General features: G+C 35.8%; 15 protein-coding genes. 11 read left to right on the top strand and 4 right to left on the bottom strand.

Features of this window, described 5'->3' with window-relative positions:
- Positions 1–133: 133 nt before the first annotated feature.
- The 4 genes from H3R21_RS02430 to H3R21_RS02415 all read right to left on the bottom strand — a co-directional run bounded on the left by H3R21_RS02430 (position 134) and on the right by H3R21_RS02415 (position 6,211).
- On the bottom strand, positions 134–2,908 hold the full coding sequence (locus tag H3R21_RS02430; RefSeq protein WP_198182743.1) for an FtsX-like permease family protein: 2,775 nt from the start codon (positions 2,906–2,908) through the stop codon (positions 134–136).
- A 12-nt stretch (positions 2,909–2,920) separates the two neighbouring features.
- A complete protein-coding gene (locus H3R21_RS02425; RefSeq protein WP_198182741.1) occupies positions 2,921–3,622 on the bottom strand; it encodes an ABC transporter ATP-binding protein in 702 nt (233 codons plus the stop codon).
- Positions 3,623–3,671: 49 nt separating this feature from the next.
- On the bottom strand, positions 3,672–4,484 hold the full coding sequence (locus H3R21_RS02420; RefSeq protein WP_198182739.1) for a Cof-type HAD-IIB family hydrolase: 813 nt from the start codon (positions 4,482–4,484) through the stop codon (positions 3,672–3,674).
- Positions 4,485–4,603: 119 nt separating this feature from the next.
- Entirely contained in the window at positions 4,604–6,211 is a 1,608-nt protein-coding gene (locus H3R21_RS02415; protein ID WP_232352304.1) for an APC family permease, read from the bottom strand.
- 270 nt (positions 6,212–6,481) lie between these two features.
- Here H3R21_RS02415 and H3R21_RS02410 point away from each other — a divergent pair, with 270 nt between their 5' ends.
- The 11 genes from H3R21_RS02410 (at position 6,482) to H3R21_RS02360 (ending at position 15,907) form a co-directional block, all read left to right on the top strand.
- On the top strand, positions 6,482–7,207 hold the full coding sequence (locus H3R21_RS02410; RefSeq protein ID WP_046306578.1) for a YebC/PmpR family DNA-binding transcriptional regulator: 726 nt from the start codon (positions 6,482–6,484) through the stop codon (positions 7,205–7,207).
- Positions 7,208–7,550: 343 nt separating this feature from the next.
- A complete protein-coding gene (locus tag H3R21_RS02405) occupies positions 7,551–8,471 on the top strand; it encodes a nucleoside hydrolase (protein WP_198182737.1) in 921 nt (306 codons plus the stop codon).
- 18 nt (positions 8,472–8,489) lie between these two features.
- Positions 8,490–9,896 carry a C4-dicarboxylate transporter DcuC gene (gene dcuC / locus H3R21_RS02400; protein WP_046306582.1) on the top strand — a complete coding sequence of 469 codons (1,407 nt, stop codon included), beginning with the start codon at positions 8,490–8,492 and terminating at the stop codon, positions 9,894–9,896.
- Between the two features lie 131 nt (positions 9,897–10,027).
- Complete coding sequence (gene comGA, locus H3R21_RS02395) at positions 10,028–11,002, top strand: competence type IV pilus ATPase ComGA (RefSeq protein ID WP_198182735.1); 975 nt, start codon at positions 10,028–10,030, stop codon at positions 11,000–11,002.
- Complete coding sequence (locus tag H3R21_RS02390) at positions 10,968–11,972, top strand: type II secretion system F family protein (protein WP_046306586.1); 1,005 nt, start codon at positions 10,968–10,970, stop codon at positions 11,970–11,972. The genes comGA and H3R21_RS02390 overlap by 35 nt, the downstream gene beginning before the upstream one ends.
- A 12-nt stretch (positions 11,973–11,984) precedes the next feature.
- Positions 11,985–12,335 carry a competence type IV pilus major pilin ComGC gene (gene comGC / locus H3R21_RS02385; protein WP_046306587.1) on the top strand — a complete coding sequence of 117 codons (351 nt, stop codon included), beginning with the start codon at positions 11,985–11,987 and terminating at the stop codon, positions 12,333–12,335.
- Positions 12,325–12,750: a Tfp pilus assembly protein FimT/FimU gene (locus tag H3R21_RS02380; protein WP_198182733.1), complete on the top strand. Its 426-nt coding sequence runs from the start codon at positions 12,325–12,327 to the stop codon at positions 12,748–12,750. Before comGC ends, H3R21_RS02380 begins: the two co-directional genes overlap by 11 nt.
- Positions 12,751–12,766: 16 nt before the next feature.
- Positions 12,767–13,012 carry a hypothetical protein gene (locus tag H3R21_RS02375; RefSeq protein WP_198182731.1) on the top strand — a complete coding sequence of 82 codons (246 nt, stop codon included), beginning with the start codon at positions 12,767–12,769 and terminating at the stop codon, positions 13,010–13,012.
- Positions 12,972–13,493: a ComGF family competence protein gene (locus H3R21_RS02370; RefSeq protein WP_198182729.1), complete on the top strand. Its 522-nt coding sequence runs from the start codon at positions 12,972–12,974 to the stop codon at positions 13,491–13,493. Before H3R21_RS02375 ends, H3R21_RS02370 begins: the two co-directional genes overlap by 41 nt.
- 183 nt (positions 13,494–13,676) lie before the next feature.
- The gene (locus tag H3R21_RS02365; protein WP_198182727.1) at positions 13,677–14,678 is read left to right on the top strand and encodes a class I SAM-dependent methyltransferase; all 1,002 of its coding nucleotides are present in this window, start codon (positions 13,677–13,679) and stop codon (positions 14,676–14,678) included.
- 44 nt (positions 14,679–14,722) lie between these two features.
- Positions 14,723–15,907 (top strand): acetate/propionate family kinase, encoded by a 1,185-nt coding sequence (locus tag H3R21_RS02360; protein ID WP_198182726.1) that lies wholly within the window; start codon positions 14,723–14,725, stop codon positions 15,905–15,907.
- The last annotated feature ends 301 nt before the right edge of the window (positions 15,908–16,208 follow it).

The following is a 16,208-nucleotide window of genomic DNA, read 5'->3' as shown; positions in this document are numbered from 1 at the left end:
TTTTTTATTCTGTATGAGCATTAGTTATTTGTAACGATGTTTTCACTTAAATAAAGTGGTTTTAATTTGACTACAAAAAACTATTGAAAAAAGCCGAGCATACTAGCTCGACTTTTTTACTATTCAAAGGATATTAATCAACGGATTTCAATGCTTCTAGCATATCTAAATCTCTTAATTTTTTGTTGACGATAAATCCTAAAATAATTGTAATTAATCCAATTACACCCAATGGCCACAAGAAGCTGGAGGCGGAAAGGGCTGGATTGAACATGACATTATCAGGTGGAACAACATACAGGATGTAGCGATAAAGCAAATCACCAGTCAAATATCCCACTAGAATCCCAATACCCGTTAACAAAATTGTTTCGCGGTAGATGTACATTGTGACCTCATTGTTGTAAAAGCCTAATACCTTGATGGTAGAAAGTTCGCGGATTCGTTCAGCGATGTTGATATTAGTCAAATTGTACAAAATAACAATTGCCAGCAAACCAGCAACAATGATTAAAACAACCATTATCATGTTAAGGGATTGCACAACAACGTCTAGTTCTTGACTAATTGCTGTGTTTTGAACGACACCAGCAACACCGTTAAGCTTCATAAAATCTGCAGCTACTTTTTTGGTGTTCTTATTAGAACTGTTCTTTAAGTTAACCAGATGAGCGTTAGTAGAATACTTTTTAGCAAAAATCTTTTCATACTGGTCTGAGTTCATTAGAACAAAGTGGCCCATATACATTTCAGTAATATTAGCAATCTTCATTCTTCGACGATGATTGTCTTTATCAGTCAAAGTCATATAGTCACCTTTATTAACGTTTAGGAGACTGGCTAGGCGTTCGGAAATGACAACACCATCATTGGTTAATGTAATCTTCTTTTTACTGCGACGAACGTTTAAATAAAGATATTGGTCAAGTTTGTGGTCTGATTTTGGCGCAATTAAAGTAATGTCTTGCGTGTCACCAGATTTACCAGCAGTTTTTGACATCGACTCATAATAGATAGGTAGTTCGGATTTAATGTTACTTTCTTCTAGTTTATCATCGAGTGTAGCTTGGTCATTAGCTGAAATTGGGGATTTTTGAGCCACTATCATGTTGTAATGAATTAATCCTGAAAACTGACGATTGTTCATATTACTGATAGAGTTCTTTACTGCAAAACCTGTAAAAAGAAGAGTAGCTGCACCACAAACACCAAAGATTGTCATTAACATTCGTTTTTTATAACGGAAGATGTTACGGGCAGTTACCTTGTGGGTGAAGCTAAGATGGTTCCAAATAAACGGAATTCTTTCAAGAAGTATTTTTGAACCAGCTGCAGGTGGCTTAGGTAGAAGTAATGCAGCTGGTTTTTCACGGAATTCAGCTTTTGCAGTTAAATAAGCGGGTAGAACGGAACTGATCCAAGATAAAACAAGAGCAATTAAACTAATCTGCCAGTAAAAGTGTTCTTCAATTGGTGGAATCGTCAGAGACTTATAGTAAGCATGGTAAACAATCTGTGGCATTAAAGTATGGCCAAGATAAACACCAATAATTGTTCCGATGGTTCCTGAAAGAAAACCGTAAAAGACAAACTTGCTGATAACAACATTGTCGCTATAGCCCAATGCTTTCAGTGTTCCAGAATTGATTCTTTCCTCATCGATAAAACGATTCATAGTGGTAAATGTGACTAAAGCAGCTACAAAATACAAAAAGATAGGAAAGACTTTCGCTAAGTCTTCGACAACTCTTGCGACCGTGGTATAGACAAGATTCCCTTCACCACCAGGCACTTCTCGGCGATTGTAAACACTATAACTTGGTGCTGATAACTTTTTGGCCTGTTTTTTTGCTTTAGCTAATTTACGTTCATTCTTTGCAATTGTTTTTTCAGCACTTGCTGAAGCAGTCATTGCTTTTTGCTTTTTTGCTTGTAAAACTTTTGCCTTGGCAGATAATTCTGCTTGAGCCTGTTTAAGCTGCATTTTTGCTTCTGGTGTAGTAGCACTCGAAGCTTGAGCAGCTAAGGCATTTTTCTGCTCATCTAATTCTTGCTGGGCAAGTAACAGTTGCTTTTTAGTATCGGCTATTTTATTTTTGGCGTTAGTAAGTTGCTGTTCCTTTGGCTTTATTACTTGATTAAAGCTAGCATCAATTCGTTTTTGGCGTTGCTCGGCATCTTTCTTGAGCGTTTTTTGCAATGCCTTTTTGTGATCACTAACTCGGGCAGTATAAACTTTGCCATATGAATCAAGGTTACGTAAATTGTGATATCTAAGGTTGGCAACAGTGTAAACTTGATGGTTAAAAGCACTTGGCAAAACAACAGCATATCCTTTAAGTTCGCCAGTGCCACTATTACTTTGACCTAAGTTAACATTAGATAGAATTTGACTTGAACGGACAAATCCAACGACTTTAAATGTCTTTCTTTTTAGAAGGGTACTACCAAGCAGATTCTTCTTTTCGGTAAAACTGACTTCTTGACCAATCTTGTAGCGATTATGATAGTGCTCAGCAAGTGCAACTTCGTTTTTACTTTTAGGTAAGCGACCTTCGCGCACTTCGTACTTGCCGACAGATTTAGGCTTTGAAAAAACGCGAAAACTTTCATCGGTATTTCTCAAAACGGTGTCAGTCATATAGCCGAATTCAACTTCTTCAAGACCCTTTGTTTGCTTGATTTTTACGGTATCTTTTTTGTCAAAACCATAATTACACATTACAGATAAATCAGCAGTGTTAAGCTCTTGCGCATAGTGATTACCAGTATCACGCATATCAGGTCCCGTAACAAAAAGTCCGACCAGCGCGAATGCTCCGATCATCATTAAGCCCATAATTGACAAGAATTGTCCTTTGGTGTGCTTAATTGACTGCCAAAAATCTTTCCAAATTATTTTTTTCATGATCTGCCTTTTCTACCACTTAATATTTTTAATATCTTCTGGTTGAGCGTTTTGCTCAATTTTGGTTACTTGGCCGTCATGAAAATGAATCACGCGATCTGCAATTGGTGCCAGTGCACTATTGTGCGTAACAATAACTACTGTTGCACCATTTTCGCGGCTCATTTTGGCAATGGTTTGTAAGACGCTCTTTCCTGTTTGGTAATCAAGTGCTCCAGTTGGCTCATCACACAGAAGTATTTTGGGATTTTTAGCAATTGCACGCGCAATAGCAACTCTTTGCTGCTCACCACCTGATAGTTCAGCAGGGAAGCTGTTAATTCGATTTTTCAAGCCAACGTCAATTAAGGTTTGAACTGGATCAAGTGAATCGGCAACAATTTCTGATGCTAGTTCGACATTTTCTTTTGCAGTTAAGTTTTGAATTAAGTTGTAGAATTGAAAAACAAAACCAATGTCATTACGCCGATACGTAGTTAATTGGCGTTTATTATAATTTGCAATATTTTTGCCATCGATGATGATGTCACCAGAGGTGTTGGTGTCCATTCCGCCTAAGATATTGAGGATAGTTGACTTACCAGCACCGGAAGCTCCTAAAATAATTGCCAATTCGCCTTTTTCAATGGAAAAATTGACGTCGTTATTAGCTAAAATTTCAGTGTCACCGGTTTGGTAACGTTTAAAATTGTGTTTGACTTCAATATAACTCATAAATAATTTTCCTTTTAGATCTGTCTTTTGCTTTCATTTCAACTTAATTTTAGCCTAAATAGTCTTCTAACACTTGCAAAACGCCCATTTCATTGTTGCTAGGAGCTTCAAATTTGGCAATTTTCTTTAAGCGTTCATCACCATTTTCCATTGCATAACTGTAACCAGCAAGTTCAATCATTTCTTTATCGTTCATTCCATCGCCAAAAGCAATCAGCTCTTCAGGCTCGATTTCAAAGTAGCGTAAAAAGAATTTGATTCCCTGACCCTTGTTAACGTTGACTGGCATGATGTCGATATTATCAAAACCGCTAGTTGTGCAGTGAATTCGCTCAGTATTATCTGCGTTGAATTTCTTTTCAATTTCATTAGCTAGTTCAGAAGAGCAGCTTAGTGTCAGCTTGGTTAAGCTGTCGCTGGTTGGAAGGTCAAGTAAGTTTGCGATTTCATCAATGTTGGGATAGAAAAAGTGCATTAATTTTTTAAAATTGGTGGATGCACGTTTGTTTAAGTAGGCACTATCCAAACCACTCGCAACAATTTCTATTTGGGGGTAATTAGTCTGAATGAAATTAACTAGCTTAATACCAGTTTTATAAGTAAAAACATGTCTAGCGATGACCTGATTATCTTTGGTAAGAATTGAACCATTATCAGCTATAATGTCGATTCGATCCAGAAACTCAAAAAAATCTTGTCGCAAACGCGAAAGAGGGCGCCCACTAGAGACAATGAAATGAACTTTTTGCTCACGTAATTTGGTTAAAACTTGTTCAAACCGGTAATGATCAAACTGCTTATTATCATCTTCAAAAGTGCCGTCCATATCTACGGCAACTGCTTTAAATGGAATTGGTGTCATCGGTGTTCTCCTTCGTCTAAAATCCTCTATATTATTATATATTAGATAGATTGGTTTTTTCTTTATTTAACAAAAAAACAGATTCATTTAACGATGAACCTGTTTTAAAATTTTGATAACTATTTTTTAGCTGAAGTAGGCTTTTTTCTGCCAACTAGCCAGCAAATCAGAATTGCAAACACTGTTTCAATCAGAATTAATACAATGTTCATGCCCAGTTTAGCCTGTCCAAGACTAAGTGTAGCGCCATTAAACAAGTGATTTCTTTCTCCTAAGTATAAATCAAAAATAATTGAACCAATTACTAGAACACCCATAGTTGTCCATTGACCACGATTGAAAGCAATTCCGTATTCTTCTTCACGTTTCCTGATACTTGGTAGAATCGCACCCAAACCAATCAATACTACAATTGCGACAATGTTAATAATTAGTTCATACCACCAATAGCCACTGAATTGCTTAATGTCTTGTGGCGCAATGCCGAGTACTGTTGCCACTGCAGTGACAATCAATAAAAACAGTCCAGCCAGATAGCCAAGCTTGTCGTTTTTAATAAAGACATAATCAGACTTGAATTTCTGTGAATTCTTCCTGATTTGCATGAATGAGAAGAAAATCCAGCAGGTAACACCTGGTGAAATAATACCGTTAAGGTTTAAGAGCCAGTTGAAAATATCATTCATATCAGGTAGAAAAATTCCTAAAAGCATGATGAAAGCTGAAAGACCGACAGTTAGAACGTAACCATTAATTGGTAATCCATTTTTATCTTTTTTCTGCAAAAAGTGTGGCATGTATTTGTCACCAGTATCGGAAATTAACATTCTCGTCATTGCATCGAGTAAAACGGCCAGAAGGGCTGCATTGTAAAAGACTGATGTCCAAGCCCAAATGTAAAGTAATGTTTTACCCATACCATATTGGTGACCGACCATATCAAATGCGTAGTAGGCACCGTTCATCTTTAAATCTTTTGGAATATGGTAACCGTCAAAGTAAATACCAAGTGCGAATGAGCCAAAGACAGTTAAGAAAATGGTCATAATTGCTAAAGCAACCATTGCTTTAGGAAAATCAGCTTTTGGTTTCTTCATTTTGGTAACGTAAGGCGCTACTAGCTCACAGCCATTTAAAGCGTAAATTAACATGGCAATAGTGGTCCAATAATGCATGTCAAACTTAGGAATTAATGTTTTCCAAGTAAAGGGATGGGTTGCCATATGGCCACCTGATTTAGCTAAACCTAAGAAAGCTAAGAAAACAAACATTAGTGTCATGATTAACATCAAGCCACCACCAATAGTTGACAAAATTTCCATTGAACGAGAGAAATAGTGTTCAATGATGATGAAGATAATAAACATGGCAAAAGTCATGAGAGCAAATTTGGTGTTAGATATTTGACTCTGAAACTTTTCTGAACCAGTTAATGCCCAACCAATATCGACAATAATCTCATTAGCTGAATCGACGGCATAAGGGATAGATGCAGCCCAATATGTCCATGCAGTAAAGTAACCAAGGAATTCCCCATTGGTTCCACGTACCCACGAGGAAAGCCCACCGCCTTCCTGATTAAAGACTGAGCCTAATTGTCCAACCATTAATGAATATGGAATAACATAAAAAAGACACATTATGATCCATGAGGTGACAACTGGCATTCCCTGATTTTGGAAATTGTACATGATATCATCGAGGCCAATAACCGTACAGAAAGCCATTAGGGTTAAAACAGGCCACGAGATATATTTCTTATTAGAATCTAGTTCCTCCACAAAAGTTCTCTCCTTTTTTAAACAATTATTTACATTTTACGCATTAAAAATGAAAAAGACTAGGGAATAATTAATAAATTCGTCTGCATTATTATGGTAAGTAATTATATTAGACTGGAAGAAAATTACTTGGCTTAACTTGATAGTATTGAATTTTCTTAAACCGTGCGTTAAGATTATATCGTTAATATTTTAAGCAGAGAAAGAAGGATTCTTATGTCAGGACATTCAAAATGGCACAATATTCAAGGCCGCAAGAATGCGCAAGACGCAAAGAGAGGTAAAATTTTCCAAAAGTTATCTCGTGAAATATATATGGCTGCAAAGACTGGTGGTCCTGATCCCTCTGGGAATCCTAACCTACGTATGGTGATGGATAAGGCACGTGCCAATAATATGCCTAAAACCAACATTGATCGTGCGCTTAAGAAGGCTGAAGGTAATTCAGATGAGCACTATGATGAAATTACATATGAAGGTTATGCTCCAGGTGGTGTAGCAATATTTGTTGAAGCTTTGACTGATAACAAAAATCGGACAGCTTCTGCAGTTCGTGTTGCATTCACTCGTAATGGTGGTTCTCTTGGTGCTAGTGGCTCAGTTGCTTACATGTTTAATCGCAAAGGTTACATTGTAATTGATCGTACTACTACTGACGCAGATGAGGATCAGATGCTTCTTGACGTAATGGATGCTGGTGGTGACGATTTACAAACTAGTGACGATGCGTTCGAAATCTACACTGATCCAAAACAATTTGCTCAAGTTCGTGACGCTTTAGAAAAAGCAGGTTACAAATTGGCAAATGCGGAATTGACAATGATTCCAGAAAATACAACACCTGTTCCTGAAGATAAGAAGGAACAATTTGATAACTTAGTTGATGCACTTGAAGACGATGATGATGTTCAAAACGTTTATACTGCAGCTGAGGAAGACTAATTAATAGAAGATAAAACCTTCCAGATTTATTCTGGAAGGTTTTTTATTTGCCATAATTAGTTGTTTCTTAACCAATGTAATAACTGTTCGTGCAAAGGCTAAACTAAAAGCATCAGATTTGCTTTAAATAAAGTTGACTGCTTCACAAAAAAATAAATAGCGTCTTATCATAATGGTACTAGTAAACATGGCATTATTTAACAAAGTTAGTAAAAGATATTTATAAATTTGAGTAATAAATCACAAATTTATTGGGAATATTAGGTATACAAGTAGTATACTGTTTTACTGGAATTAATTAGATTCTTTATTACAAGACATTTTAATGAGTAGGAGAGTTAAGATGACAAAACCCGTTATTTTAAGTACGGATCCTGGAATTGATGATGCAGTTGCAATCTCAATTCTATTATTTGATCCGCAAGTAGATGTGAAGCTAATTGCGGCAGCTGCTGGTAATGTGGGAATTGAACAGACACTAAACAATGTGTTAAAGCTTGAAAAGTTTTTAGGCAAAAAAGTTCCTGTTGTAGAGGGCTGTAAACGCGCTTTAATTAAGGCACCAGTAGATGCGGCTAGCGTTCATGGTAAAAGTGGCATGGATGGTTATGACTTTCCAGAGCCTGATTTAGATTTACTATTAAAAGATACAACAGCACCCGAAGCTATTCACAAGGTAGTGGCTAATTCAAGTGAAAAAGTTACTTTGGTGGGGATTGCACCATTAACAGATTTTGCACTCTACATTCGGCTATATCCTGAAGATTTAGCTAATATTGAAGAATTAGTATTGATGGGTGGCTGCATTGGTCGCGGAAATTACGGCATTTATTCCGAATTTAATATTGCCGGCGATCCTGAAGCAGCAAAAATTGTTTTTGAAAGTGGACTCAAGATTCGCGTTGCACCGTTAGAGCTTGGCTTCCAAGCACTTGTTAAGCCTGAAATAAGTGAGCAAATCAAGTCGCTTGGCAGTGTTGGTGATATGTTCTATAGCCTATTTAAACGCTACCGTGGCGGTAGTTTCAATACTGGATTAAAAATTTACGATGCACTTGCAGCAGGAATTTTACTAAATCCAACTATGTTTGATTTTGAAGAGGCGTACGTCGATATCATAGCCGATCAGGGCCCTACAAACGGTGCTTCTTTAATGGACTTCAATAATAAATTGAATAAACCAGTAAATGCCTTAATTGGTAAGTCGGTTAATGTTGATGAATTTATTGCTTGGTTCATCGAAGCAATCAAAAAAACTTGTTAGATTAGAAGGGAATTTTTAATGAATCAGTTAATCGCAATCGTCTTAACTTTGTTGTCAGTAATCATCTTGGTTTACATGTTATCCAAGAAAATGGATATTAAAATTGTGCTATTTGCTTTAGGACTTGTACTTTTGTATTGTGCAGTTCTAATGGGCAATAAGATAACCGTTTTAGCACCAGTGTCGAACCAATTTTTAAAACCTATACAGGTTATAATAGATCAATTTACTTCGACGCTGTCACAAGCAGGATTTGTAATTCTACTTTTAGCTGGGTATAGTGCCTACATGAGTCACATTGGCGCAAACGATGTGACAGTGAGTGCTTTGACTTCTTCAATGAAGGGAATTAAATCTGTTTACTTATTAGTTCCGATTGTTTTCTTAATGTCAAACATCCTTTCTCTTGTAGTTCCAAGTGCTTCAAATTTAGCAATTATTTTATTGGCAACATTGTATCCTGTTTTAAGAGCAACAGGAATGAGTAGATTAACTTCTGCTGCTTTGATTGCTACTTCAGCTACAATCATTCCAACACCATTAGGTTCAGATAATGTAGCATTGGCTTCAGCCCTACATTTGTCAACTACACAATATGTTTTTGGCTACCACGCTTTAATTTCAATTCCGACCTTACTTTTAATTGCTGTAATTCAATATTTCTGGCAAAAACATGAAGATAAGAAAGATGGACAAGAAATTAGCTATGAAGAAGAATTAAAGAAATATGGGTTAAAAGAAGAGAGTACCCAGAAACTTAAGGTTAAAGGTGGAAAATTCGTACGCTTTGTATACGGCCTCTTGCCTTTAGCACCAATTATCATCTTGATAGTTGACTTCATCTATAATCTTGTTAGAGGCGTAACTACAACCATGAGTGTGCAGGAAGTGACGCTTATCAGTTGGATTATTGCCATTATCGTTGAACTAATTAATACCAAAGATGCTAAACAAGTTTTGCAGGACAGCAATGTGTTCATTAAAGGGATGGGCAATGCAATGAGTATTGTCGTACTTTTAGTTGCTGCTCAAACTTATGTCCAAGGATTAAATGCTGTTGGTATCATGACAATGCTACAAAATTCAATGACAGATATTAAAAGTGCCGGAATCCTCTTGCCAATAATTATGGTAATTTTTACTGCTGTAATTGTTATCTTGAGCGGCAGTGGTATCGCACTAATCTTTGCATTAATTCCATTGATTGTACCGTTAGCAAAATCTGCGGGAATTGCTCCACAGCAACTTTCTGTTCCAATTCAATTAGCAGCTAATTTATTAAGAGCAGTTTCACCTGTTGCGGCAGTTGTTCTAATCGTTTCCGAGTCAACTCACTTGGATACAGCTCAAATTATCAAGCGGACTTCTGTGCCAATGCTTGGTGGTGTAGTCATTATGCTAATCCTGTCATTCTGTCTACTATAAAAACTGAATAGAAGAATAAAGAAGCAGTACTTAAAGTGCTGCTTTTTTGTTTATTCAAAATAATATTTGATTTTAACAAAAAAATTCTGGGTTTTTGCGTAATTATTATTGGCGGCAAAAAGGAGGTATTTATGCGAATTAAAGAAGCGGTTAGTTCATTAATTCAAGAAGCAATTGACTGTCATGCCAGCGATTTGTTCTTTTTAATCCAAAAAGGAAAGTTAGTGGTTAATTTTCGAACAATTAATGGAATTGCAAATCAAGCGAATTTTTCGATTAATGAAGGAAAGGAGTTGATTAATTATTTAAAGTTTGCGGCTCAAATGGATATTGCTGAACACCGACGACCACAAGTTGGGGCATTTGATTTTGAATACAATAAGCAAGTGTACTATATGCGCTTATCTAGTCTTGGTGATTATACTGACTGCGAGTCATTGGTTATTAGAATTATTTACCGTGTGAGTGAAGGAAAGTATTTCTTTAACCAGCAACTCGAATTACTGAAAAGCTTAGCGCAAAAACGCGGTCTTATTATTACTAGTGGTCCAACGGGCTCAGGAAAAACAACCACTATGTATAAACTTGCTAAGTATGTTGGTCAAGATAAGATGGTGATGACAATTGAAGATCCGGTGGAAATCCATGAAGCAAGTTTTTTGCAGACACAAGTTAATTTAGAAGCGGCTATTACATACCCGATACTACTTGAAGCAGCTTTACGACATCGTCCAGATATTCTAATTATTGGCGAAATCAGAAATGCAGTAACTGCACGTTTGGCAATTGATGCGGCCCTGAGTGGTCACTTAGTTTTTGCAACGGTTCACGCGAAAAGCACATTGCAAACAATTTCAAGACTAGAAAGTTTGAACATTACTAAAAGTGAATTAGTAAATTGTCTTACTGCCGTTTGTTATCAACGTTTATTGCCAACAAAAGATGGTTTTTCTTGTCTAATGGACATTGCAAGTGGGAACTTTTTGCAAAAAAGCATCTTGAAATCTCAACGGGGGGATTATGTTGACTGGCAAGATAATATGGCGAAGTTAAAGCAGGAGGAGAGAATTAGTGCGGCAGTATTTGAGCAATTCAAGCAAGGGTAAGCTAAATAGTAAAGAACGATTTCTCTTTTTGGATTACTTACAAAATAGTTTACTTAATGGTTTTTCTCTTGGTACAAGTTTGGAATTAATGCCAATTGTTTGGTCAAAGCAGAAAAAGATCCTTGGGCAGTTAAACAAACACCTTCAGGCTGGAGCAAAATTGAGCAAAGAAATGGAACGACTAGGCTTTTCAAAAACTGTTGTTATCCAAATCGACTTAGCAATGAATCAAGGTAACTTAGTCGAATGCCTTGGTCAACTTGCTTCATTGAGTAGATTGAAAAATGAACAGATAAAGAAATTAAAAGCCGAAATGTCCTACCCATTTGTTTTAGCTGTAATGATGGTTTTGTTGCTCGCATTTATGCAAACCTTCGTTTCTAGTCAGTTTGCGAATACTGGAGAGCATACTGGTGACATTATGCTATTTGTTTTACTTGTTATGGGGCTACTTTTTATCTATTTTTTAGTTAAAGTTACCACCTTATTGAAGAAACAGGACTATCGTTCTCTGGTTAAGTTGGAACATTATCCAATCATTGGTTCGACTATTAAATTATATGTTAATTACTTACTTGTTTATGATGCTGGTTTATTGCTTGCAAGTGGGTTTTCACTACAAAAGATGTGTGAGTATGCTGCTAAACAAGAAACAGGGTCACTACAACAAGTGATTGGTGCAAAAGTTGGTAACCAGCTTAGGGATGGTAAAAGCCTGGAGGAAATTATCAAGAAAGAGCCTTTTTTACCAAATGAACTGTTATTGCTAGTTCAAACTGGTGCGAAAAAGAGTGATTTGAGCAAGCGCTGCTTGCTCTTAGGGAAGACACTGTTTACTAATTTGTCCAACAAAATTGAAAAGTTAATTGTTAATGTTCAACCGTTTTGCTTCATCTTAATTGGATTATGCATTATCGGAATGTACTTAAAGTTATTACTACCAATGTATGCAATGATGCAAAGTATTTAGGAGGATATAAAAATGAAAAAAGCAATAAAAAAATATCTATTGGGTTTACTAGCAAAAAATAGAAAAGCACAAGGGTTTACTTTGATTGAGATGGTAGTAGTCGTTGCTATTATCGTTATGTTGTTACTAATCATTGCACCTAATTTGACTAAACAAAAGCAAAGTGCAAATGACAAAGCTAATGATGCATTTAAAACGACACTCCAAACTCAGGCAGATTTATATCAAGAAGACAAAGAGCGCGACGGTAAGGAAATTTCCTTTAAAAATATGTTTGACGACGGCTATTTAACTAAGAAACAGTTTGATAAGACACAAGATTATACAGTAACTAACGGTGTTGTTCAAAAGAATGCAAACTAAAGCAAGCCAACGTGGCTTTACAGTTATTGAAATGGTAATTACTTTAGCAATTTCAATCGGGGTAATTATGCTGGGTACAGTTTGTCTTGACGGTTATAGTGAAAAAATGATGTTAAATAATACTACCAAAGAAGTTAAAAGCACAATCGAACAGGCTGCTACAATTTCTACCATTAAACATGTTGCAAGCTACATCAGGTATTATCCTAATTCGAATATGTTGACGGTTACCAGAGCAGGCCATAGAAAAGTTGTTAAAATTGCACCCCAAATAAAGATTTATAAATTATCAGATTTATGGATCTCGTCGAGCGGCTCAATGTCACCGAGAACAATTGTGATTGCCAATCATCAAGAAAGAAAGACAATCAGGCTGCAAATGATGTGGGGACGAGTGATTGACGATGCAGCATAAAATAGGTGGTTTTTTAATGGCTGAAAGTTGTGTCGCACTCTTTATTACATTTTTAGGAATTGTCAGTATTTCATTGATTGTGAGCGAAAGTAGATCATTTGAACGAGAAAATGAACAAGAAGTTGATCGTACTTATGCTATGCGAGCAATGAAGGAAAATGGAATTAAGCAAATTATTGTTCATGATCATGTTTATCAAACGATAGGTGATTCAAAAATTTATGATGCAACTAAAAAACAAGTGTACAAGGTTAAAAAGTAATGGCTTCTTATTGGCTGATGCTGTATTTGCTGTTTTTGTAACCTTGCTAGCAGTTGGAACTTTACAGAATATGTTAAAGAGTATAGCAACGGCTGATAAAGCACATCATCGAACCGATGACATAGTATTTGCTTATGTTCAATTTGATCATTTTTTGAAAGAAGATGCTAAAGCCGTTTATCTTTTTCCAGCTGGAACAAACAGTCGTCAAGTTGCTATCAAAAAAGTTAGTCAAAGCGGTAAAACGCAAGTTTATATTTTAGCTTCATATAAAGACATGATTAGAATGAGGACGCCTGAAGGAGGGCATATGCCACTACTGTTAAACGTTAAAAAAGCCTCATTTATTAGTAAAGACCAACAAATAAAAATTAATGTCGTCGAAAAAGATGGGCGATCATCTGAAATATATTTCAAATTGGATGCAAAACCTAAAACAACAAAAAATGAAAAGAGAAAAAATGATGAAATTAAAGGCTAGTGCTTTATTAAGTAGCGTTTTAGTTTTGACTACATGTTTGCTTTTTTTACAGTTTTATCAAGAAACCTATTGTAGCAGTATGCAAAACAATACGCTATTAATCGAATATTTATGTCGGTATTGATTTACTTGCGCTTGTTACCTGATTTCTATTAAAATGTTTAGAAGAAACGGGGTATCAAAGTGGATAAAATTGAAAACTTATTTAATAAATTTATAGACTGCGTTGAGGTATTACAGAATGCTCTAAACGTATCATTTAGTGAAGCACTAACAGAGACTTTTGATAATTTGGAAAATGAGCAGATAAAAGTTGAATTAGGTGCACCTGATAAAGAAACAGTGGCCCAACTAAGTGAAAAATACCAACAACTGCATTATGAAGATCTTTCACAAAAGGCAAAAGTGCAAATATTTACTTTTCTAACACTCAAGGCTATTAATGAGGACGATTTAGATCCTAATCAGATGCCAACACCGCCAGTGATATCAACTATTATTGCGATGTTTATGCAGAAATTATTACCAGATCAGGGGCTGACTATGATTGATCCCGCAATTGGTACAGGCAATTTATTATTCTCAGTAGTGAATCAGCTCAAAAATGCGAATCATTCAAAAGCAGCTTTTAACTTATTTGGTATTGATAACGATGAAGATATGTTGAACTTTGCCGATATTAACGCGCATTTAAATGGCCTTGAAATAGAGCTATTCAACCAAGATGCGTTAACACCATGGTTTTGTTCTGAGCCAGACGTTGTTGTGAGTGATCTACCAATTGGTTATTATCCAATTGATGAAAATGCAGAAAATTTTGCAACCAAGGCTGAAAAAGGTCATTCATTTGCTCATCTTTTGTTTATTGAACAGATAATTAAGAATTTGGCGCAGGGTGGATATGCTTTCCTTGTTGTTCCTAAGGATATTTTGTCTGGAAAAACTGGAAGTGACTTTATGCCATGGTTATCAGAAAAAGTTTATTTAAGAGCAATAATTGAGCTGCCAGATAATGCGTTCCAAAATAAATTTAATCAAAAGTCCGTTTTAGTTTTCCAAAATCATGGTAAAAATGCTAAAAGTAGTGAGGTTTTTCTCACAAAGTTAGATACACTTAAAAAAGAAGAGGACCTAATCAAGCTTAATGTTAAACTAAATGAGTGGTATACTAAAAATATTCATTAACTTGTGAAAAAAGTCAAATTAAAGTGTATGGAGGAATCTCATTTATGAAAAAAGTTTTAGCAATAAACTCAGGAAGTTCTTCATTTAAGTATAAACTATTTGCTGTACCTGAAGAAAAAGTACTGGCAGAGGGGATTGCTGATCGAGTTGGTATTGATGGCTCATCTTTTGAAATTAAGTTAGCCAATGGTGAAAAGCACGAAGAAAGGGTTGCAATTCCTGATCAAGAAACAGCTGTCAATTTGTTATTAAAGGCTTTAAAAGAATATAAAGTTGTTGAAGACTTGAGTGAAATTGCTGGAGTAGGTCACCGAATTGTTGCCGGTGGTGAAGATTTTACTGATTCCGCTATTATTGATCAGGAAAAGCTGCAAAAAGTTTACGATTTAAAAGAATATGCCCCATTACATAATCCGGCTGAAGGAAAGGGGATTGAAGCTTTTATGAAGTTACTACCCGATGTTCCTGAAGTAGGGGTTTTTGATACTTCATTCCATCAAACATTGGATCCAGAACACTACATGTATTCAATCCCTTATAAATACTATGAAAAATATGGTGTGCGTAAGTATGGTGCACATGGTACATCTGTGCGTTACATTACTGGTAGAGCAGCAGAAATGCTTGAACGTGATGCCAAAGATTTGAAATTAATCGTATGTCACTTAGGTTCTGGTGCATCTGTTACTGCAGTAAAAAATGGCAAATCATATGATACATCAATGGGCTTCACACCACTTGCTGGTGTTACTATGGGGACTCGCTCTGGTGATGTTGATCCATCCGTTTTGCAATATATTATGAATAAGGAAAACCTTGATATTAATCAAATGATTGACATTTTGAATGATCAATCTGGTTTATTAGGTATTTCCGGCATTTCTTCTGATATGCGTGACTTGGAAAATAATTCAGATGAAAAAGCAGTATTAGCACGTAAGATCTTTGTTAACCACATAAGACAGTATATTGGTTCTTACATTGTTGAATTAAAGGGTGTTGATGCAATTATCTTTACTGCTGGAATCGGTGAGCATGATACAGGTATTCGTGAAGAAATCATGAAGTCCTTTGAATTTATGGGACTAAAGCCAGATTATGAAGCTAATAAGTCTAATGGCGAGAAGTTCATTTCTAAACCAGATTCAGCAATCAAGGCAATGATTATTCCAACTGATGAAGAATTGATGATTGAACGTGATGTTGTTCGTCTAGTTCACTTGAGTTAACGATAAAACCTGTAATTAAATAAAGAAGCCGCTAAGAAAAAACTTAGCGACTTTTTTTGTTTATTTTTGATATTATAGTATTTGGAAATAATGCTGTAACATAGAAAAAAATATGTGTTATTGCCTAAAAGAAATGTGTCGTCATTAAACGATTTAGAGGAGAGAATAGCTTTTTTGACTGTTACAGCACTATTAGGCAATTCAATTTTTCAAGTCTCTCAGCCATAGAGAATTAATTATGACATTTTGAGCAATATGAATAATTTATTGCACGCACATGTCTTTCCCAGATTTCAAACTG

The organism is Lactobacillus sp. W8172 (assembly GCF_016102055.1).
GTDB lineage: Bacteria > Bacillota > Bacilli > Lactobacillales > Lactobacillaceae > Lactobacillus > Lactobacillus apis_A.
The sequence above is the reverse complement of the archived record's forward strand: the minus strand, read 5'-3'. Positions and strand labels throughout refer to the sequence as shown.